The 19,766-nt window shown below is 73.5% G+C and carries 16 protein-coding genes; 10 read left to right on the forward strand and 6 right to left on the reverse strand.

The window, feature by feature from the left end; translation table 11 throughout:
• Positions 1 to 178 precede the first annotated feature (178 nt).
• A complete protein-coding gene (gene rsgA / locus ABT403_RS10525; RefSeq protein WP_344166271.1) occupies positions 179 to 1,282 on the forward strand; it encodes a ribosome small subunit-dependent GTPase A in 1,104 nt (367 codons plus the stop codon).
• 79 nt (positions 1,283 to 1,361) lie between these two features.
• Here rsgA and ABT403_RS10530 read toward each other — a convergent pair whose 3' ends face one another.
• Positions 1,362 to 1,844: a DUF456 domain-containing protein gene (locus ABT403_RS10530; RefSeq protein WP_344166272.1), complete on the reverse strand. Its 483-nt coding sequence runs from the start codon at positions 1,842 to 1,844 to the stop codon at positions 1,362 to 1,364.
• A gap of 24 nt (positions 1,845 to 1,868) precedes the next feature.
• A complete protein-coding gene (locus ABT403_RS10535) occupies positions 1,869 to 2,849 on the reverse strand; it encodes a helix-turn-helix domain-containing protein (protein WP_344166273.1) in 981 nt (326 codons plus the stop codon).
• A gap of 141 nt (positions 2,850 to 2,990) precedes the next feature.
• On the opposite strand from ABT403_RS10535, the gene ABT403_RS10540 reads away from it, so the two are divergent.
• Both ABT403_RS10540 and ABT403_RS10545 read left to right on the forward strand, forming a co-directional pair.
• Positions 2,991 to 4,310: a protein phosphatase 2C domain-containing protein gene (locus ABT403_RS10540; RefSeq protein ID WP_344166274.1), complete on the forward strand. Its 1,320-nt coding sequence runs from the start codon at positions 2,991 to 2,993 to the stop codon at positions 4,308 to 4,310.
• 550 nt (positions 4,311 to 4,860) lie between these two features.
• The gene (locus tag ABT403_RS10545) at positions 4,861 to 5,238 is read left to right on the forward strand and encodes an ATP-binding protein (protein ID WP_344166275.1); all 378 of its coding nucleotides are present in this window, start codon (positions 4,861 to 4,863) and stop codon (positions 5,236 to 5,238) included.
• A gap of 88 nt (positions 5,239 to 5,326) precedes the next feature.
• Here ABT403_RS10545 and ABT403_RS10550 read toward each other — a convergent pair whose 3' ends face one another.
• Positions 5,327 to 6,412 carry a DUF2637 domain-containing protein gene (locus ABT403_RS10550; RefSeq protein ID WP_344166276.1) on the reverse strand — a complete coding sequence of 362 codons (1,086 nt, stop codon included), beginning with the start codon at positions 6,410 to 6,412 and terminating at the stop codon, positions 5,327 to 5,329.
• 192 nt (positions 6,413 to 6,604) lie between these two features.
• Entirely contained in the window at positions 6,605 to 7,438 is an 834-nt protein-coding gene (locus ABT403_RS10555) for a (2Fe-2S)-binding protein (protein WP_344166277.1), read from the reverse strand.
• 197 nt (positions 7,439 to 7,635) lie between these two features.
• Here ABT403_RS10555 and ABT403_RS10560 point away from each other — a divergent pair, with 197 nt between their 5' ends.
• On the forward strand, positions 7,636 to 8,301 hold the full coding sequence (locus ABT403_RS10560; RefSeq protein ID WP_344166755.1) for a GntR family transcriptional regulator: 666 nt from the start codon (positions 7,636 to 7,638) through the stop codon (positions 8,299 to 8,301).
• 184 nt (positions 8,302 to 8,485) lie between these two features.
• On the opposite strand, the gene ABT403_RS10565 is transcribed toward ABT403_RS10560, so the two are convergent.
• Both ABT403_RS10565 and ABT403_RS10570 read right to left on the reverse strand, forming a co-directional pair.
• On the reverse strand, positions 8,486 to 9,244 hold the full coding sequence (locus ABT403_RS10565; RefSeq protein WP_344166757.1) for a hypothetical protein: 759 nt from the start codon (positions 9,242 to 9,244) through the stop codon (positions 8,486 to 8,488).
• A 190-nt stretch (positions 9,245 to 9,434) separates the two neighbouring features.
• Positions 9,435 to 11,111 (reverse strand): PucR family transcriptional regulator, encoded by a 1,677-nt coding sequence (locus ABT403_RS10570; protein ID WP_344166278.1) that lies wholly within the window; start codon positions 11,109 to 11,111, stop codon positions 9,435 to 9,437.
• A gap of 254 nt (positions 11,112 to 11,365) precedes the next feature.
• On the opposite strand from ABT403_RS10570, the gene ABT403_RS10575 reads away from it, so the two are divergent.
• The 6 genes from ABT403_RS10575 to ABT403_RS10600 all read left to right on the forward strand — a co-directional run bounded on the left by ABT403_RS10575 (position 11,366) and on the right by ABT403_RS10600 (position 19,765).
• Positions 11,366 to 12,259, forward strand: coding sequence for an FAD binding domain-containing protein (locus tag ABT403_RS10575; RefSeq protein WP_344166279.1), 894 nt, complete (start codon positions 11,366 to 11,368; stop codon positions 12,257 to 12,259).
• A 2-nt stretch (positions 12,260 to 12,261) separates the two neighbouring features.
• Positions 12,262 to 12,861 (forward strand): (2Fe-2S)-binding protein, encoded by a 600-nt coding sequence (locus tag ABT403_RS10580; RefSeq protein WP_344166280.1) that lies wholly within the window; start codon positions 12,262 to 12,264, stop codon positions 12,859 to 12,861.
• A gap of 2 nt (positions 12,862 to 12,863) precedes the next feature.
• Positions 12,864 to 15,260 carry a xanthine dehydrogenase subunit D gene (gene pucD / locus ABT403_RS10585; RefSeq protein WP_344166281.1) on the forward strand — a complete coding sequence of 799 codons (2,397 nt, stop codon included), beginning with the start codon at positions 12,864 to 12,866 and terminating at the stop codon, positions 15,258 to 15,260.
• A gap of 326 nt (positions 15,261 to 15,586) precedes the next feature.
• A complete protein-coding gene (locus ABT403_RS10590; protein ID WP_344166282.1) occupies positions 15,587 to 17,050 on the forward strand; it encodes an NCS2 family permease in 1,464 nt (487 codons plus the stop codon).
• Positions 17,051 to 17,169: 119 nt separating this feature from the next.
• Complete coding sequence (locus ABT403_RS10595) at positions 17,170 to 18,333, forward strand: XdhC family protein (protein WP_344166283.1); 1,164 nt, start codon at positions 17,170 to 17,172, stop codon at positions 18,331 to 18,333.
• 115 nt (positions 18,334 to 18,448) lie between these two features.
• Positions 18,449 to 19,765, forward strand: a complete 1,317-nt coding sequence (locus tag ABT403_RS10600; RefSeq protein WP_344166284.1) for a YncE family protein — start codon at positions 18,449 to 18,451, stop codon at positions 19,763 to 19,765.
• The last annotated feature ends 1 nt before the right edge of the window (position 19,766 follow it).

Here is a 19,766-nt window from a genome sequence, read left to right on the forward strand (position 1 = left end):
CGTCGGCTCGTCGAGGACCCAGCAGGAGGTGAGAACGTTGATGACTGTCACGGTGACGGGTGCTGCCCGCGTTCAGGAGTTCGTCTTCGTTTCCGCCCCCGTGGTCTCCGGCTGACCTCACACCTCTCCGCGCGCCGCCGTGCGCGCACTGCCGGGGCCACCCTGTGAAGGGTTCCCCTTGACTTCCTCTTCCTCCCTTTCCGTACGCCCGCACGCCCTCGCCGCCTACGGCTGGGACGAGTACTGGGCCGCCGAGTTCGCCCCGTACGCGGCCGGGGGACTCCTCCCCGGCCGGGTCGTCCGCGTCGACCGCGGGCAGTGCGACGTCATGACCGAGGACGGCGTCATCCGCGCCGACACCGCCTTCGTGACCCCGCACGACCCCCTCCGGGTCATCTGCACGGGCGACTGGGCCGCCGTCGAGACGACCGGCAACCCGCGCTACGTGAAGGCGTACCTGCCGCGCCGCACCGCCTTCGTGCGCTCCACCTCCTCGCAGCGCTCCGAGGGGCAGATCCTCGCCGCCAACGTCGACCACGCGGTCATCGCGGTCTCGCTGGCCGTCGAGCTCGACCTCGGCCGGATCGAACGCTTCCTCGCGCTGGCGTGGGAGTCGGGCGCCCAGCCGCTGGTCGTCCTGACCAAGGCGGACCTGGTCCCCGACCCGGACACCCTCGCCTACCTCGTCCGGGACGTGGAGACCGCCGCGCCCGGCGTCCAGGTCCTGACCGCCTCCTCCCTCACGGGGGAGGGCACGGACGTCCTCGCGGCGATCGTGTCCGGCGGGACGAGCGTCCTGCTCGGGATCTCCGGCGCGGGCAAGTCCACGCTGGCCAACGCCCTGCTCGGCGAGGACGTCATGGACGTCGGGGCGACGCGGGACGTCGACGGCAAGGGCCGCCACACCACCACCACCCGCAACCTGCTCGCCCTGCCGGGCGGGGGCGTCCTGATCGACACCCCGGGGCTGCGGGGCGTCGGCCTCTTCGACGCGGAGGCCGGGGTCGGCCAGGCGTTCTCGGAGATCGAGGACCTCGCCGCCGACTGCCGCTTCCACGACTGCGCGCACGAGGCGGAGCCGGGCTGCGCGGTCCTGGCGGCGCTGGCCGACGGCACGCTCCCGGAGCGCCGGCTGGAGAGCTACCGCAAGCTGCTGCGGGAGAACCGGCGCATCGTGGCGAAGACGGACGCCCGTCTGAGGGCGGAGCTGCACCGCGACTGGCGCCTCAAGTCGGCGCAGGGCCGCGCGAACTACGCCGCGAAGCGGGGCGGCCGGGCCTGACCCGGGGTTCCGCCCCGATCGCCGGCGGGGCTGATTCCAGCCCCGCCGGTGATCGAGGCGCGGGGTCCGGGGCGGGGGGTCACCCGGCCAGGACCGTACCCGCCCAGGCCGCGACCACGATCAGGCAGGCCAGCAGCTCCACCAGCACGCTCGTCCCCACCGCCCGCATCACCGCCCGCACCGAGGCCACCGCCTCCTCGTGCGCCCCCAGCCGGCGCCGCTCGCACAGGTAGACGCCGCCCACGAACCCCGGAACCGCCCCCACCACCGGGACCACCACGAAGCCGACCAGCGCCCCGGCCCCGGCGTACGCCACCATCCGGCGGGTGACCCCCACCCCGCGCAGCCGGCGCGGCGGCAGCCGCCACTTGACCACCTGCACCACCAGCAGCAGCGCCGTCGAGGCCGCGAGCAGCGTCCAGGCCGCGGAGGTCTGCTCGTGCAGCGCCCACCACAGCACCCCCGCCCAGACCAGCCAGGTCCCCGGAACACCGGGCACCAGCACCCCCAGCACCCCGAACAGCATCACCAGCCCCACCAGGAACAGCTGAGGCAGACCCATGGGCTCAGGGTGCCCGAGGCGGTGCTATCGGGCCACCCAGCCCCGCTCGTACGCGTACCAGCCCAGCTGGAGCCGGGTCGTCACCCCGGCCAGCTCCATCAGCCCCTTCACCCGGCGCTGGACCGTGCGCAGGCCCAGCTCCAGGTGCTTGGCGACGGACGAGTCCGTCATCCCCGCCAGCAGCAGGGTCAGGATCTCCAGGTCCGTGGTGTCCGGGACGCCCCCCGACTCCTCCGGCGCCCCGGTGGCCCCGAGCCGCAGCGGCACGGCCTCCCGCCAGACCGCCTCGAACAGCCCCAGCAGGGACTCCAGCAGCCCCGAGGCGTGGACGACGAGCGCCGCCGGCTCCGCGCCGTGCGCCGTGAGCGGGACCATGGCCAGGGTGCCGTCCGCGATCACCAGGCTCGTCGGGACCCGGCCCGTCACCCGGACCCCCGCTCCCCGCACCAGCGCCGTCGAGGCCTCCCGGATCCCGGTGGGCAGGGCCAGGACGTCCCGTTCGACGACCACCCGGTAGGCGACCCCCCGTACGGCGGCCTCCTCCTCGGTCGGCTCGTTCTCCATCCCCGACACGACCAGCGGGCGCGCGCTGGACAGCGAGCACACCTCCCGCACCGCGCCGAGCTGGATCTGGTGGAAGCGGTGCGCGACCGCGCTGGCCCCGGTGACCACCTCCACCACGTCGGGCCCCGCTCCGTCCGCCGCCTCCGCCCGGTACTCGCGGGCCAGCAGCTCGGCGGCCAGCTCGGCCTGCTCCAGCTCCTGGCGCTGCTGGGTGAGCAGGGCGCCCAGGGCCACCGCCGGCGGGGCCGCGACCCACCGGCCGGGGCGGGCCGAGGAGCGTGCCGCCAGGCCCCGGCGCTCCAGCCGCCGCAGCGTCCGTTCCGTCTGCGGCACCGGCAGGGCCAGCCGGTGGGCGAGGTCGGCCGCCTCCGCCGATCCCAGTGCGACCAGGGCGCGGTACGCCGACTCCTGCCCCTCGTCCAGGCCTATTGCCCCCAGCAACCCGTCCACCCCACTCTCACAGCCGTTCCGGGCCATCTTCGCCGCTCCACCCGTCCGTTTGCCAAGGTGGCGCCCCCGGACCGGGGGACCTTTTCGTGCATTCCGCGTTTTCCGCCGCCCGGTGGGGCCGACAATGAGGGCATGAGTCAGCAGGGCGCGGAGGACTGGTGGCAGAAGCTGTACGGGGACCCGGAAGCGGGGCCCGGACCCGACCCGGGGGACACGCTGGAGCAGCGCTTCCGCTCGGCGTCGGTCCTGGTCGGCGACGACGGGCCGGCGCCGCCCGGTGACGGGCAGGCGCCCCCGCTGCTCCCCGGCCCCCGCGCCTCGGACGCCGCGCCGGCGGGCCCCGCCGCGCCGCCGTCCGGGCCGCCCGCCACGCCGGTGGCGCCCGCCGCGCCGCCCCGGACGCCCGCCGGGCCCCCGGTGGCGCCCGAGCCGCCCCCCGGGCCCGCCGGGCCGCTGCGGCTGGACAAGACCGCCGCGCCCCTCCCGCCGCCCCGGCATGACCCCCGGGTGACCGGGGCCACCGCCTACGCGGAGGGGGACGTCGCCGTGCCGCCCGCGCCGCCGGAGGCGCGGGCCGAGCCGCGGCCGGAGCCCGTACCCGAGCCGGCCGGACGGCCGGCCGTCAGCCACCTCGGGGACCGCGCCCCCACCTACGCCGCCGAGCCGGGGGCCCTCCCCGCCGCCGATCCGGCCGCGCTGGACCTCCTCACCCCCGACACCGTCCTGGAGGGCGCCCGCTACGGCACCTACACCCTGCGCGCCGCCTCCCTGCGCGGGGACTCCGCCCGCTACCGGGGCGACGCCCGCCGGGACTTCCTGCTCACCGCCCGCTTCGGCAGCGGGGACGACGCCCTCGTCCTCGTGGTCCTGGCCGGCGGCGACCGGGCCGCCCCCGGCGCCCGCGAGGCCGCCGCCGAACTCGGGCACTCCGTCGCGGCGGCCGTCGGGCGCAGCCGGGAACGGCTCGCCGAGGACATCCGGGCGGGCCGCCGCGAGGCCCTGCTCTCGGGGCTCCAGCGGCTCACCGACCGGGGTTACGGACGGCTGCGGGCCCGGGCCGCCGAACTCGGGCTCGACGAGGAGTCGTACACGGCCGGACTGCGCGGGCTGCTGCTGCCGCTGGACCCGCAGTGTCCGCACCGCGTCTGCTTCGGCGCCGGCGCGGGCGGGGTCTTCCGGCTGCGCGGGGGCCGCTGGCGGGACCTGGAGGAGGACGCCCCCGCCGGTGCCTTCCGGTTCCGCGCCTCCGCGGCCCGGCCGGGTGACACCCTGCTGCTCTGCTCGGGCGGCCTCGCCGACCCCATGCGCGAGGAGGGCCTGCTCCCGGCCGAACTCGCCGCCCGCTGGTCGCAGGGGGAGCCCCCGGGACTGGCCGCCTTCCTCGCCGACACCCAGCTCCGCCTCAAGGGCTACGCCGACGACCGGACGGCCGCCGCGGTCTGGGAGGCCTGACCGGAGCCCGTCAAGACGTACCGGCCGGGGGCGATGGCGGAATCTCGCCGCCGGTGGGAGTTTTCCTCCCCCTCGTGCAGTACGCCCCGCCCGTCAAACGGCCCCTCTTCGGCGGCGGAGCTCCGTACCGACCGGGCGGGATCTGCCGGTTTCCGGCCTCCGTCCGTACGGAACCGCCCGCCGCGCCCCGCCCGGCGGCGGCGGGTGCCGCTCCGGTGGAGGGGGTGCGGGAGGCCGGAGGGCTGTCGGATCCACCGAGGGACGGTGTCCGAGGGGTGACCGGATTCGCACCATCGGACAGCCGGACCGTGTCGGGCGGGGGAGTGGCCCGATGTCTGCGGCTGGCCGGAATCAGCTGGTGCGGTCCGCCCGGCACTTGAGGGGGAAGGAGTGTGAACCCGCCCCGAGGGCATGCATTCCGTAGGCCTGTTCGAGATCCAGGCACCGGAATACGGGGAGGTATGTCACCGTGCGCGTGGGGGCGAAGACCGGGAAGCCGTGGCGGAGGGGGCGGCCGGTGCCGCGTGAACCGTCACAGGACCAGGCGGAGATGACGCGCAGCGTGCGGCGGGCCGACCTGAAGGCGGTGGGCCGGGTCCGCAGGGAACTGCGGGAGTTGCTCCGCCAGCGCTGCGGGGCCGACACGGCCCACGTGGCCGAACTGCTGATCACCGAACTCGTCACCAACGCCCTCGTCCACACGGAGGGCGGCGCCGAGGTGTCCGCGCGCCTCAAGGACGCCCGGCTGAGGGTCGAGGTCCGCGACGCCGCCGCCCGCAGGCCCCGGCCGTTCGTACCGTCCGCCGACGACGGTACGCACGGACGGGGCCTGGTCCTGGTGGAGGCGCTCGCCGACAGCTGGGGCGTGGACCCGCTGGCCCTGGGGCCGGGGAAGGTGGTCTGGTTCGAGCTGGAGGACGCCGGATAGCCGCGCGCGGTCCCGCGCGCACGACGGCGGGGCCGCCCGAAGGCTGCCCCGCCGGGGTGGGTCCGGCCGGTCCGGCCCGTCGTGCCGGTCAGCCGAACTGCTGCTCCAGATCCTTCAGTTTGCGCTCCAGTGAGTCGAGCCGGGGGATGGTCTGGGTGTCGTCCTCGGCGGTGAGGTCCACCGTCCGGGGGCCGGCCGGGTCAGCGGACTCGGTCGCGTTCACGGCTTGCAGGGAGGGCCTTCTGGGGGTCCTTCCCAGCGGTAGCGGGGGGAGTACGGGCAGTTGTTCCGGTTCCGATATGGCCGGCTCCGCGCCGACCGGCGCGGAGCCCGTCCCGGGGGCCAGCCCCGGCAGGTCGACCTGACGCGCCCGGGCCCGCCCGAACGCCCTGTTCTGCCGGCCCAGCGCCTTGATGCGGGCGCGGTCCAGACGGTGCTGCTCCCGCCTGCGGTGCCGGTCCTGCTCCCTCTCCTTCTTGTCCTCGCGCACCTCGTCGACGGCCTCGTCGAGCGTGCGCACGCCCTCCAGGAGCATCAGCGACCAGGCGCCGAAGGTCTCGCGGGGGGCCCGCAGCCAGCGCACCATGCGGATCTGCGGCAGCGGGCGCGGGATCAGGCCCTGCTCGCGCAGCGCCGCCCGGCGGGTCTGCTTGAGCGCGCGGTCGAAGAGCACGGCCGCCGAGAGCGACATCCCCGCGAAGAACTGCGGGGCCCCGTCGTGGCCCGAACCCCGGGGCGCGTGGACCCAGTTGAACCAGGCCGCCGCCCCCGCGAAGAGCCAGACCAGCATCCGCGAGCCCAGGGCCGCGTCGCCGTGGCTGGCCTCGCGGACGGCGAGCACCGAGCAGAACATGGCGGCGCCGTCGAGGCCGAACGGGACGAGGTACTCCCAGCCGCCGGAGAGGTTGAGGTTCTGCCGGCCGAAGCCGACCAGCCCGTGGAAGGAGAGCGCGGCGGCCACCGCCGCGCAGCAGAAGAGCAGCACGTACGAGGCGGTGCCGTAGACGGCCTCCTTGCGCCGCCGACGCTCCTCGCTGCGCTCCCAGCTGTCGTCGGCCGCGGCCTTCTCGCCCTCACGCTTCCCCCGGGCCAGCACCGCCACTGCCGCAAGCACGCCCAGGATCAACAGGCTGCCGGGCAGCAGCCAGTCCAGCGATATGTCGGTCAGTCTCATGCGGTTGTCCCTTGCCTCGCGTATGCGGCTTTCCGGGCGCCATAGTGGCGCAGCCGGTCCGTGGTGCACGTGGGTTTCGGGTCAAGTGGACGCCAACGGGGGGCGGGTGCCGTCGGATAGGGTGTTGTGTCTCGAACTCATGCTCGTAGACGCCGAGTTGAGTTCGAATTCGCTTCATCCGGCGGGGTGGGTTCAGGCGGCCGCGGCCGTGAGCCGGGCGATCCGCTCGGCGTCGCGGGTGCGGGGGCAGGTCGTGCAGGTGTCCTCCGGGCGGACCGTGTAGAAGAAGCAGCAGCCCGCCCGGTCCCGGGTGGTCAGCTCCGTGCCGCCCGGGCCGGCGAGGGTGCGGAAGCGGGCGCCCGCCGCGTACGGGGCGAGGGTCCCGGGCAGCAGCAGTTCCAGCTCGCGCACCGCCCGTGCCTCCTCGCCGAGCAGGCTCCCCAGGTACCAGAGGCCCTCGGTGATCTCGTCGGTGGCCGTCGCCCACAGGGCGCGCGGTCCGCGCCGCATCCGCGGGCCGAACCCCTCCAGCAGCGGTCCGAGGTGCCGGGCCACCGCCGCCCGCACCTCCTCGCGCAGCTCCTCCTCGCCGGCCACGGTCCGCGCCCCGGGCAGGGCGGCCGCCGGGTCGCCGGGCAGGCAGGCGAACTCCTCGATCCGTACGGCCATCCGCCCCTCCGTCCGGTGGAAGGCCACCCGGTCCACCGGGAGCCGGGGGACCCGGCGCTCCAGGAACCAGGGGACGGTGATCAGCAGGCAGGCCGGCCAGGCGTACCGGTGCAGACCGAAGCCGGCCACCACGTCGGGCCGCGCCGGGCGCCCGTAGTCCCGTACCACCTGGGCCGCGTCCCAGGCGAGGTGGGCGTCGAGGGCCTCGCCGCCCGCCGCGAGCTCGTGCGCGCCGATCCATCCCGCACCGCGGGGGAGGGGTTCGCGCGCGCCGTGCTCGCGGATCCTCAGGCCCGGATAGGCCGCCGTCAGGCGCTCGTACGCGCGTGCCACCGGAGAGCCGGCCGAGCGGGACATGACGCACCACCGATCACGTGTTGCGGGCAAGGTAAGGCTTACCTTATCTGATCTTCGGTGATCCGCCCGCACGCCGCCGCGCGCGCTTCGTTCACGTGATCCGCGCCTCGCGCACCCCAGGCCCCCGGGGGCCGTCACCTATCCTCGGAACCGGTCGAGACCCGGAGGAGGACCGAGTGCGCGAAGCGGCCCATGCCCTGGTGTCGGAACCGTCGGAGCCGGCGCGGCCGGTGATACCGGCCCAGAAGGTGCTGCGCCATTCGGTGCGCGGACAGGTCCTGGACGCGCTGCGCGCGGCGCTGGTGGACGGGGAGCTCGTACCGGGGGAGATCTACTCGGGCCCGGCGCTGGGCGAGCGCTTCGGGGTCTCCGCGACCCCGGTGCGCGAGGCGATGCAGCAGCTGGCGCTGGAGGGGGCGGTGGAATGCCTGCCCAACCGGGGCTTCCGGGTGCTGACCCGGACCGCCCGGAGCCTGGCGGAGCTCGCCGAGGTACGGGCCCTGCTCGAGGTCCCGGTGATGCTCCGGCTGGCCCGCTCGGTGCCGGCGGCCACCTGGGAGACCCTGCGCCCGGCGGCCCTCGCCACGGTGGAGGCGGCCGCCGCCGGGGACCTGCCGGAGTACGCGGAGGCGGACCGGGCCTTCCACCGGGCGGTGCTCTCGCTGGCGGACAACGGGCAGCTGGTGCAGATCGCCGAGGAGCTGCACCGGCGGGCACAGTGGCCGCTGCCGGGGGCTCCGCGGGTGCGGTGCGCCGACCTGATGGCCGATGCGGCCGAGCACTCGGCGCTGCTGGAGGCCCTGATCGCCCAGGACCTCCCGGTGGTCGAGTCCCTCGTCCGCGAACATTTCGCGGGCGCCTAACCGCCCGCGCGGGTCCGCCGCGCGGAGCCGTTCTCCTTGCTTCGCGCGGCGGCCCAACCACCCGCGGACGGCGCACGGACCCCGGCCGGGGCCGGCGGCCCCGCCCGGCCGGCGACGGACGGAGCCCGTCGCAGCGCCGCGAAGCCGGGGAGGCGCCCCGGCGCCGAGCCGCGTGAGCGGGGCGTCAGGAAGGGGCCGGGTGGAGCTGGTCCGCCAGCCAGGTCGGGATGCCGCCCAGGAGGTGGAACAGGCGGCGCGCCTCGTCCCGCAGCCGGGAGGCCTCCGGCTCCGGCTCCGCCTCCGCCAGCGCGGCCAGCGCGGGGGCCGTGCCCACCAGGAAGCCCAGGTCCTCCCGGATCCGCAGGGACTCCGCGAAGCCCTTGCGCGCCTCCGCCACCTCCCCGTCCCGCAGGGCCAGCGCGGCCAGGTGGCGCCACGTGAACGACAGCAGCAGCGTGTCGCCGTGCGCCTCCGCCCCCGCGTGGGCCCGGTGGTAGGCCGGCCGGGCCGCCTGCGGGGCGTCCGCCAGGTGCTCGGCGACCAGGCCCCGCCGGAAGTCCAGCAGCGGCCGGGTCCGCGATCCCGGCGACAGCAGCGCCGCCGCCCGGCCGAGCGCCGAGCGGGCCTCGTCCGCCCGGTCCCGTACGCCGAGCACGGTCGCGGCGTAGGCCAGCTGGCCCCGCTCGCAGGCGGCCGCCCCGCGTTCGTCGTCGTCCCGGGCCGTGGCCTCGGCCGCCCGCAGCGCGTCCTCCGCCTCGCTCCAGCCCTGCCCGGTGAACAGGCACCGTTCCACCAGGAGCGCGGTCCGCTGGACCGCCGCCCCGGCCTCGTGCGCGTACGGCGTCAGCAGCGCCGCCGCGTCCGTCCAACAGCCGCGCGAGCGCAGCCGCCATATCGCCCGCTGGAGGGGGTCGTCGCCCCCCGTTGATCCCGCACCGGACATGGCGGTATCCGCCACATTGCCCTCCCCGAAGCAACCAAGCAGCACGTCGTTGAGCCCTGGGGCGAAATGAGAGCACGGATCGGCTGCCTCGGCCAAGGGGTCGGGTGAACTCTTTCACAAAGTCCGGACGGTTCGTCAGCGGCCCCCGTCCGGCCCCTCGGCGTCCGCCGGCTCCCCGACCAGCGCGGCGTCAGCTCATGCGCAGTGCCAGGAAGAAGTCCAGCTTGTCCTCCAGCCGCGAGAGGTCGCGCGACGTCAGCTGCTCGATTCGCCCGACCCGGTAGCGCAGCGTGTTGACGTGGAGGTGCAGCCGCGTCGCGCAGCGGGTCCAGGAGCCGTCGCAGTCGAGGAAGGCCTCCAGGGTCGGGATGAGCTCCGCGCGGTGGCGGCGGTCGTAGTCCCGCAGCGGGTCCAGCAGCCGGGCCGTGAACGCGCGGCGCACGTCGTCCGGCACGAACGGCAGCAGCAGCACGTGCGAGGCGAGCTCGTGGTGGCCGGCGGCGCAGACCCGGCCGGGGCGGGCGGCGGCGACCCGGCGGGCGTGCCGGGCCTCCTCCAGCGCCCCGCGCAGCCCCTCGGCGGAGTGCACGGCCGCGCTGACGCCCAGCGTGAGCCGGCCGTCGTCGGCCAGACCGGCCGCCAGCGGCTCGCGGACGGACGCCAGCAGCGCGTCGGCGTGCAGGGCGGAGTCCGGGCCCTTGTCCTCGCCGGACTCGCCGGCGAGCGCGGGCAGCGGCACGAGGGCGATCGCCTCGTCGCCCGCGTGGGCCACCGCGATCCGGTCGGACGGCTCCGGCCCGGACAGCGAGGGGTCGACCAGGATCTCCTCCAGCAGCGACTGGGCCACCGGGCCGCCGGGGATGTCCCCGCCCTCCCAGTCCACCCGCGCCACGACGACCTGCCAGTGCGGGGCGGAGCCCAGCCCGGGCAGCAGGACCGGGGCGGCCACCCGCAGGCGGGCGGCGATCTCGGCGGGCGGCGCGCCCGTCTGGACCAGCTCCAGGACCTCCTGCGCCAGCCGGCGGCGCACCGTGCGGGCCGCGTCGCGGCGGTCGCGTTCGACGGCGATCAGCTGGGTGACGCCCTGGAGCAGGTCGAGGCGCTCGGCCGGCCAGTCGCCCGCGTCCGCCTCGACGGCGAGGAGCCAGTCGGACAGCACGCTTTCGCGCACGTCACGGGCCCCGGGGCCCTGGCCGCGGCCCGCTCCCCTGATCGGGAAGAGGGAGTAGGTAATACCCTGGATGGACAGCCGGTGCGGGCCCCTGCGGCCGGTCCGGACCGCCGCGAGGTGTTCGCTCGCCAGCGTCGCGCAGACGCCCGGGGCCAGGGGCTCGCCCGCTCCGGCGATCTGCCGCCCGGTGGGGGAGAGCACCCAGGCCCGCAGATCGAGGTCCGTGGTGAGCAGATCCAGCACCACATCGGGTCCGCCACCCGCGGGCCCCGAGGTCATCAGCCGCCGGTGGCGGTCGACGACGGCCGCGAGGTCGCCCGCGCGCTCACCGGAGACCTGCCGCACCACGTACTCCGTGATGGTGGCGAACGCAACGTCCTCGTTCACGGCGAACAGCGGGAGCCGGTTGCGCCGACAGGCTGAAACCAGATCATCGGGGATGTCCCCGAGCTCCGCCTCGCCGGCGGCGAGCCCGGCCACCCCCGCGCTCGCGAGGATTCGTACGAAAGGCTCGGAGTCGGCTGAATTTCTTCGCCATGCCAGGCCGGTGAGGACGAGTTCTCCTCCGGAGAGGTACCGGCTGGGATCCCTCAGGTCGGTCGTCATGACCCCGCGGACCGTCCGGTCGAGTTCTTCCTCGCCGCCCAGCAGCCGCAGCCCCAGCGCCTCGGTTTCCAGCAGTGCGCGCAGCCGCATGATGTCGCCGCCGATCTGTCTCGAATGTTGCCGTTGGAAATCGGGCAGGTCGTCGCATCCTGCCTTTCATACGAATCTACAAGACGAGGGAGGCGCCCAGCCAACTGCTTCATGGTTTCGGTGACTGCACCCCGGGGGCGCCGGGCTTGTGTACTGGCTCCACACCGCGTTAACAGCACGTGAACGACCAGTCGAGGGCCCCTAGGCCTCCTGGCTTGAAGTGAACGGCCCGACTAAGAAGAAGAGAGCCGCACATGGACTTCCTTCGCCCCGCCAGCTGGGAGGAGGCACTCGCCGCCAAGGCCGAGTACCCCACAGCTGTGCCGATTGCGGGTGGCACCGACATCATGGTCGAGATCAACTTCGACCACCGCCGTCCGGAATACCTCCTGGACCTGGGCCGCATCGAGCTGCTGCGGGAGTGGGAGGTCGGCGAGGAGATCACCAAGCTGGGCGCCTCCGTCCCGTACACCCAGATCATGGAGAACCTGCGCGCGACGCTGCCGGGTCTCGCGCTCGCCTCGCACACGGTCGCGTCCCCGCAGATCCGCAACCGCGGCGGTGTCGGCGGCAACCTCGGTTGCGCCTCTCCCGCCGGTGACTCCCACCCCGCCCTGCTGGCCGCGGGCTGCGAGGTCGAGGTCGAGTCCGTACGCGGCTCCCGCATGATCCCGATCGACGAGTTCTACACCGGCGTGAAGCGCAACGCGCTCGCCGCCGACGAGCTCATCAAGTCGGTTCACATCAAGAACGCCACGGGCCCCCAGCAGTACTCGAAGGTCGGCACCCGCAACGCGATGGTCATCGCCGTGTGCGGCTTCGGCCTCGCGCTGCACCCCGACACCCGCACCGTCCGTACGGGCATCGGCTCGGCCGCCCCGACCCCGGTCCGGGCGAAGGCCGCCGAGGAGTTCCTGAACGCCGCGCTGGAAGAGGGCGGTTTCTGGGACAACGGCAAGGTCATCACCCCGTCGATCGCCAAGCAGTTCGGTGAGCTCGCGTCCGCCGCGTGCAACCCGATCGACGACGTCCGCGGCACGGCGAAGTACCGCCGTCACGCGGTTGGCATCCTTGCTCGCCGCCAGCTCGTCTGGACCTGGGAGCAGTACCGCGGCACCAACGGCCGCTCGCTTGAAGGGGCTGCGTAACCATGCGCGTCAATTTCACCGTCAACGGTCGTCCGCAGGAAGCCGACGACGTCTGGGAGGGCGAGTCCCTCCTCTACGTGCTGCGCGAGCGCCTGGGCCTGCCCGGCTCGAAGAACGCGTGTGAGCAGGGCGAGTGCGGCTCCTGCACCGTCCGCCTCGACGGCGTGCCGGTCTGTTCCTGCCTGGTCGCGGCCGGTCAGGTCGAGGGCCGCGACGTCGTGACCGTCGAGGGCCTGGCCGACTTCGCCAAGCAGCGCGAGGAGCACGGCCACGGCTGCGGCACCGGCGCCTGCGGCGGCGGCAAGGGCGTGTCCACGGACGAGGCCAAGCAGTGGTCCGCCAAGGGCACCGACTCCCAGACCGGTGAGGGCGTGGAGCTCTCCAACATCCAGCAGGCGTTCATCGACGCGGGCGCCGTCCAGTGCGGTTTCTGCACCCCGGGTCTGCTGGTCCAGGCCGACGCCCTCCTGGAGCAGAACGCCGACCCGTCCGACCAGGACATCCGCGAGGCCCTGTCCGGCAACCTCTGCCGTTGCACGGGCTACGAGAAGATCCTCGACGCGGTCCGCCTCGCGGCCGCCCGTCAGGGAGAGGCGGTCTGATCATGGCTCAGAACACCCGCACCGTGGGTACGCCGACGAACGTCACCCAGAAGCACAACAAGGGCGGCATCGGCGAGTCCACGCTCCGCCCGGACGGCACGCTGAAGGTCACCGGCGAGTTCGCGTACTCCTCGGACATGTGGCACGAGGACATGCTGTGGGGCCAGACCCTGCGCAGCACCGTGGCCCACGCCGAGATCGTCTCCATCGACATCTCCGAGGCCCTGGCCATGCCGGGCGTCTACTCGGTCCTGACGTACGACGACCTGCCGGCCGAGATGAAGAACTACGGCCTGGAGATCCAGGACACCCCGGTTCTCGCCAACGGCCGGGTACGCCACCACGGTGAGCCGGTCGCCCTCGTGGCCGCCGACCACCCGGAGACCGCCCGCCGCGCGGCCGCCAAGATCAAGATCGACTACAAGGAGCTGCCGCTCGTCACGGACGAGGCCTCCGCCCTCGCCGCCGACGCGCCGCTGATCCACCCGGGCCGCGACGACCACCACTCCGGTCACGTCCCGCACCCGAACATCGTGCACCGCCAGCCGATCATCCGCGGCAACGTGGAGGAGGCCCGCAAGCGGGCCGACGTGATCGTCGAGGGCGAGTACACCTTCGGCATGCAGGACCAGGCCTTCCTCGGCCCGGAGTCCGGCCTCGCGGTGCCCGCCGAGGACGGCGGCGTCGACCTCTACGTCGCCACCCAGTGGCTGCACTCGGACCTCAAGCAGATCGCCCCCGTCCTCGGCCTGCCCGAGGAGAAGGTGCGCATGACGCTCTCCGGCGTCGGCGGTGCCTTCGGCGGCCGCGAGGACATCTCGATGCAGATCCACGCCTGCCTCCTGGCCCTGGCCACGGGCAAGCCGGTCAAGATCGTCTACAACCGCTTCGAGTCCTTCTTCGGCCACGTGCACCGTCACCCGGCGAAGCTCTGGTACGAGCACGGCGCCACCAAGGACGGCAAGATCACGCACATGAAGTGCAAGATCGTGCTCGACGGCGGCGCCTACGCCTCGGCCTCCCCGGCCGTCGTCGGCAACGCGTCCTCCCTCTCGGTGGGCCCGTACGTCATCGACGACGTGGACATCGAGGCGATCGCGCTCTACACGAACAACCCGCCCTGCGGCGCGATGCGCGGCTTCGGCGCCGTCCAGGCCTGCTTCGCGTACGAGGCCCAGATGGACAAGCTCGCGGCGAAGCTGGGCATGGACCCGGTCGAGTTCCGCCAGCTGAACGCCATGGAGATGGGCACGATCATGCCCACCGGCCAGGTCGTGGACTCCCCGGCCCCGGTCGCCGAGCTGCTGCGCCGGGTCAAGGCCCGCCCGCTGCCGCCGGAGCGCCAGTGGGAGACCGCCGGCGAGGCCGCGGACCTGCGCGCGCTGCCCGGCGGCCTGTCGAACACCACCCACGGCGAGGGCGTCGTCCGCGGCGTCGGCTACGCGGTCGGCATCAAGAACGTCGGCTTCTCCGAGGGCTTCGACGACTACTCCACCGCCCGCGTGCGCCTGGAGGTCATCAACGGCGAGCCCGTCGCGATGGTCCACACGGCCATGGCGGAGGTCGGCCAGGGCGGTGTCACCGTCCACGCGCAGATCGCCCGTACCGAGCTGGGCGTCACGCAGGTGACCATCCACCCGGCCGACACGCAGGTCGGCTCCGCCGGTTCCACGTCCGCCTCGCGGCAGACGTACATGACCGGTGGCGCCGTGAAGAACACCTGTGAGGCCGTGCGCGAGGCGCTGCTGGAGATGGGCCGCCGCAAGAACGGCTCGTACCACCCGGCGTGGGCCCACGCGGAGCTCCTCCTGGAGGGCGGCAAGGTCGTCACCGACGGCGGTGAGGTCCTCGCGGACATCGCCGACATCCTGGAGAACGAGGCCATCGACCTCGAACTCGAGTTCCGTCACCGTCCGACCGTCGCGTTCGACCTGGTCACCGGCCAGGGCGACGGCCACGTCCAGTACACCTTCGCCGCGCACCGCGCGGTCGTCGAGGTGGACACCGAGCTCGGCCTGGTCAAGGTCGTCGAGCTGGCGACCGCCCAGGACGTCGGCAAGGCGCTCAACATGCTCTCCGTGGTGGGCCAGATCCAGGGTGGTACCACCCAGGGCCTCGGCGTGGCCGTCATGGAAGAGATCATCGTGGACCCGAAGACCGCGAAGGTGCGCAACCCCTCCTTCACGGACTACCTGATCCCGACCATCCTGGACACCCCGACCATCCCGGTCGACGTTCTGGAGCTCGCCGACCCGAACGCGCCGTACGGCCTTCGCGGTCTGGGCGAGGCCCCGACCCTCTCGTCCACCCCGGCCGTCCTCGCGGCGATCCGGGCGGCGACCGGTCTGGAGCTCAACAAGACGCCGATCCGTCCGGAAGCCCTCACCGGGACCCTCTAGGCCGGCGTGGTCCGGGGGCTACGCGCCCCCGGACCCCCCGCAGACTCTCCGGGCGGTGTGACACGGGAACGTCACACTTGCCGCTCGCACCGCCCGGAGCACCGAAGTAGCCCGCACCGCTCGCGGTCAGCTTCACCCGGCAGTACCCCTGCAAGAAACCCCCACGTAGTACCAGCGGTCACCCCCGCACTACCCGCAGTACACGCAGTGCACATTTCGCGTCGCCTCGGGCCGTCACCCCGGGTCGTGCAGCCAACGCAGTTTCCCAAATCCCGCGTCTCCAATCTTCATGCGGGTGCCCCTTTGAACCTTGGGAGTTAGGCACCATGACCCAGTCGTCTGTGGAGCCCAAGACCACCGCGGAAGAGGCCGGCGACGGCTCTCTGAACCCCGCCGGGCGTTCTTGGCTCGACCGTTACTTTCACATCACCCATAGAGGGTCGAGCGTCGGCACTGAGATTCGTGGCGGCGTCACGACCTTCATGGCGATGGCGTACATCCTCCTGCTCAACCCGCTGATCCTCTCCGGCAAGGACGTCGCCGGCGACACGATGAGCCAGAAGGCCCTGATCACGGCCACCGCCTTCGCCGCGGCCGCGACCACCCTCCTGATGGGCTTCATCGGCAAGGTCCCGCTCGTCCTGGCCGCGGGCCTGTCCGTCTCCGGCGTCCTGTCCTCGCAGGTCGCCCCGCAGATGACCTGGCCGCAGGCCATGGGCATGTGTGTGATGTACGGCGTCGTGATCTGTCTCCTGGTCGTCACCGGCCTCCGAGAGATGATCATGAACGCGATCCCGCTCGCGCTCAAGCACGCGATCACCATGGGCATCGGCATGTTCGTCGCCCTCATCGGTCTCGTGAAGGCCGGCTTCGTCGGCAAGGGCCCCGAGTTCGGTCCTCCGGTCCAGCTCGGTTCGGTCGGCGAGCTCGCCGGCTGGCCGGTCCTGATCTTCTGCCTCACCCTGCTGGCGATCTTCATGCTCCAGGCCCGCAAGGTCCCGGGCGCCATCCTGATCGGCATCGTCGGCGGCACCGTCCTCGCGGCCATCGTCAACGCCGTCGTGGACATCGACCCGAAGGCCTGGAAGAACGGCCCGCCGGTCCTGGACGGCTCCGCCATCTCCATGCCCGACTTCTCGCTCTTCGGCAAGGTCGAGTTCGGCGGCTGGGGCGACGTCGGCGTCATGACGGTCGGCATGATCGTCTTCACCCTCGTGCTCGCCGGCTTCTTCGACGCCATGGCCACCATCATCGGCGTCGGCACCGAGGCCAAGCTGGCCGACGACCAGGGCCGCATGCCGGGCCTGTCGAAGGCGCTGTTCATCGACGGCGCCGGTGGCGCCATCGGCGGCATCGCCGGCGGCTCCGGCCAGACGGTCTTCGTCGAGTCCGCCACCGGCGTCGGTGAGGGTGCCCGCACAGGTCTCGCCTCCGTCGTCAGCGGTCTGCTCTTCGCCGCCTGCCTCTTCTTCACCCCGATCACCCAGATCGTCCCGGGTGAGGTCGCCTCCGCGGCCCTCGTCGTCATCGGCGCGATGATGATGCAGAACGCCCGCCACGTGGACTGGGCCGACGCGGCCACCGCGATCCCGGTCTTCCTGACCGTCGTGATCATGCCGTTCACGTACTCGATCACCCCCGGTGTCGCCGCCGGTGTGCTCTCCTACGTGGCCATCAAGGTCGCGCAGGGCAAGGCCCGCGAGATCGGTGCCTTCATGTGGGCGCTCACCGTCGTCTTCGTGATCTTCTTCGCGCTCCACCCCATCGAGGCGTGGCTCGGCGTCAAGTAGTACGGCGAAGACCGGTACCGGACCCGACCGGCACCAGGCCCCCGAGGCCCGGTGCCGGCCGGGTCACCACCCTTCACGCATCCCATACTGGAAACCGAACCTCGCCGAGGAGGCCGCACATGCTGGACATCGCCGAAGAACTGAACCGGTGGGTCGAGCAGGGACGTGACTTCGCCGTCGCCACCGTGGTGGCGGTCGGCGGCAGCGCGCCCCGGCAGCCCGGGGCGGCCCTCGCCGTCGACGGCGAGGGCACGGCCATCGGCTCCGTTTCCGGCGGATGCGTGGAGGGCGCGGTGTACGAGCTGTGCCGCCAGGCGCTCGAGGACGGCGAGACCGTCCAGGAACGCTTCGGCTACAGCGACGACGACGCGTTCGCCGTGGGCCTGACCTGCGGCGGGATCATCGACATCCTGGTCACCCCGGTGCCCGTGGGCTCGCCCCAGCGCGAGGCCCTCGCCACCGCCCTGCGCGCCGCCTCCGCCGGCGAGGCGGCGGCCCTGGCCCGGATAGCCGAGGGCCCGGCCGAGCTCAAGGGCCGCGCCGTGGTCGTCCTGGGCGACGGCACCTTCGAGGGCGGCTTCGGCGGCCACCCCGAGCTGGACCGCACCATCGCCGAGGAGGCCCGGGCCATGCTGGACGCCGGCAAGACCGGCGTCCTGGAGGTGGGCGCCGACGGCCGGCTCTGCGGGGAGCCCCTCAAGGTCCTCGTCGAGTCCAGCGTCCCGCCCCCGCGGATGATCGTCTTCGGGGCCATCGACTTCGCCTCCGCGCTGGTGCGGATCGGCAAGTTCCTCGGCTACCACGTGACGCTGTGCGACGCGCGGCCCGTGTTCGCCACCGAGAAGCGCTTCCCCGAGGCCGACGAGGTCATCGTCGACTGGCCGCACCGCTACCTGGAGGCCGAGGCCGCCTCCGGCGGCGTCGACGCCCGTACCGTCCTGTGCGTCCTGACCCACGACGCCAAGTTCGACGTCCCGCTCCTCGAACTGGCCCTCAAGCTCCCCGTCGCCTACGTCGGCGCCATGGGCTCCCGCCGCACCCACGAGGACCGCAACAAGCGGCTGCGCGACGTCGGCGTCACCGAGCTCGAACTGGCCCGGCTGCGCTCCCCGATCGGCCTGGACCTGGGCGCCCGCTCCCCGGAGGAGACCGCGCTGTCCATCGCCGCCGAGATCGTGGCGAACCGCCGCGGCGGCAGCGGAGCGGCCCTGACCGGCGCGCACATCCCGATCCACCGGGACTCCTCGAACACGGTGATCGGCCGCATCGGCTCCGTCGCCTGAGACGGCGCCCCGCCGGCCCGATGACAGAAGGCGCAGCCCCGAGGGTTGCGCCTTCTCGCCGTCCCGCCTACTTTACCGCCCGGTAACGACGCCTCCCCGCAACGGAGTTGAGCGGATGTCCCGGTACGGTCGCACCTCCTCGCGCATCCCCGCCCGCAGCCTCCGCCTGGCGTGCGCCCTGGCACTGGCGGGCCTCGCGGCCGGCCTCGCCCCGGCCGCCGCCGCCTCCGCCCCGGCAGCGCCGCCCACGGCCGGCGGACTGCGGGAGGTGCTCTTCGTCGGCAACAACTGGGAGGGCACCGCCGACGTCCTCGCCTCCACCGGCGACCTCGCCCGCGTCGGCAGGATCAACGTGATCCCCGACAAGGAGGAACGGCTCCGGGAGATCTACCTCAACCCCGTCAAGCTCGGCTTCTTCCTCGGCATCCGGGCCTCGGCGGGGGAGGGCCACGACCAGTTCGCCGACGACATGTACACCACCCCGGACGGCACGGCGGTGGTCGTCTCGCGCCCCAGCTTCGCCGACGTCGTCTCCGTCGACCTCCGCTCGGGACGGATCAACTGGCGCTTCCCGGTGGCCGGTTACCGCTCCGACCACATGGCCGTCTCGCCCGACGGCACCCGGGTGGCCGTCTCCGCCTCCACCGCGAACACGGTGCACGTCCTCGACATCGCCACCGGCCGGCAGGTCGGCTCCTTCGCGACCGGCGACAAGCCGCACGAGAACACCTTCACCCAGGGCGGCGGCCTGCTGTGGAACAGCTCCATCGGCGACGTCACCTCCGCCCTCGACGCGCCCTGGCTGGACTGGACGAAGGGCGACCGCAGGCTCACCGTCGTCGACGCCCGGACCTTCCGCCCCGTCCGGACCGTCGACATGCGCGAACGCCTCGACGCCTTCGGCCGCAAGGACCTCTCCGACGCCGTCCGCCCGATGGTCTTCACCCCGGACGAGTCCACGCTCTACTTCCAGGTGTCCTTCTTCAACGGCCTCGTGGAGTACGACGTCGCCGCCGACCGGATCACCCGGGTCAAGACCCTCCCCGAGAACCCCGCCACCAGCACCGACCGCACCACCTGGGTCAACGACTCCCGTCACCACGGCCTGTCCATGAGCCCCGACGGCGGCAAGCTCTGCGTCGCCGGGACCATGGACGACTACGCCACCGTCGTGGACCGGGCCACCCTGGCCGAGGGCCCGCTGGTCCCCGCCGACAAGCCGTACTGGGCCACCGTCGACGGTGACGGCAAGGGCTGCGTGATCTCGGAGAGCGGAGCCGACCGCGTCACCGCCATCGACTTCGCCACCGGGGCCAAGCGGGTCTCCGTCCCCGTCGGCGACCACCCCCAGCGGGTCCGGCTCGGGCACGTCCCGGCCGGCTGGAGCGGCCCGGCCGGCGCCCGCCGGGCCCCGGAGCCGGTCCGGGAGTAGC

Source organism: Streptomyces sp. NPDC000075 (assembly GCF_040301925.1).
GTDB classification, from domain to species: domain Bacteria; phylum Actinomycetota; class Actinomycetes; order Streptomycetales; family Streptomycetaceae; genus Streptomyces; species Streptomyces polychromogenes.

Bases quoted from the DNA above. Each gene is read 5' to 3' on its own strand.
- ABT403_RS10530 (WP_344166272.1), bottom strand. From the start codon at position 1,844: ATGGGTCTGCCTCAGCTGTTCCTGGTGGGGCTGGTGATGCTGTTCGGG.
- ABT403_RS10540 (WP_344166274.1), top strand. From the start codon at position 2,991: ATGAGTCAGCAGGGCGCGGAGGACTGGTGGCAGAAGCTGTACGGGGAC.
- ABT403_RS10545 (WP_344166275.1), top strand. From the start codon at position 4,861: ATGACGCGCAGCGTGCGGCGGGCCGACCTGAAGGCGGTGGGCCGGGTC.
- ABT403_RS10550 (WP_344166276.1), bottom strand. From the start codon at position 6,412: ATGAGACTGACCGACATATCGCTGGACTGGCTGCTGCCCGGCAGCCTG.
- ABT403_RS10555 (WP_344166277.1), bottom strand. From the start codon at position 7,438: ATGTCCCGCTCGGCCGGCTCTCCGGTGGCACGCGCGTACGAGCGCCTG.
- ABT403_RS10565 (WP_344166757.1), bottom strand. From the start codon at position 9,244: ATGTCCGGTGCGGGATCAACGGGGGGCGACGACCCCCTCCAGCGGGCG.
- ABT403_RS10570 (WP_344166278.1), bottom strand. From the start codon at position 11,111: ATGCGGCTGCGCGCACTGCTGGAAACCGAGGCGCTGGGGCTGCGGCTG.
- ABT403_RS10575 (WP_344166279.1), top strand. From the start codon at position 11,366: ATGGACTTCCTTCGCCCCGCCAGCTGGGAGGAGGCACTCGCCGCCAAG.
- ABT403_RS10580 (WP_344166280.1), top strand. From the start codon at position 12,262: ATGCGCGTCAATTTCACCGTCAACGGTCGTCCGCAGGAAGCCGACGAC.
- pucD (WP_344166281.1), top strand. From the start codon at position 12,864: ATGGCTCAGAACACCCGCACCGTGGGTACGCCGACGAACGTCACCCAG.
- ABT403_RS10590 (WP_344166282.1), top strand. From the start codon at position 15,587: ATGACCCAGTCGTCTGTGGAGCCCAAGACCACCGCGGAAGAGGCCGGC.
- ABT403_RS10595 (WP_344166283.1), top strand. From the start codon at position 17,170: ATGCTGGACATCGCCGAAGAACTGAACCGGTGGGTCGAGCAGGGACGT.
- ABT403_RS10600 (WP_344166284.1), top strand. From the start codon at position 18,449: ATGTCCCGGTACGGTCGCACCTCCTCGCGCATCCCCGCCCGCAGCCTC.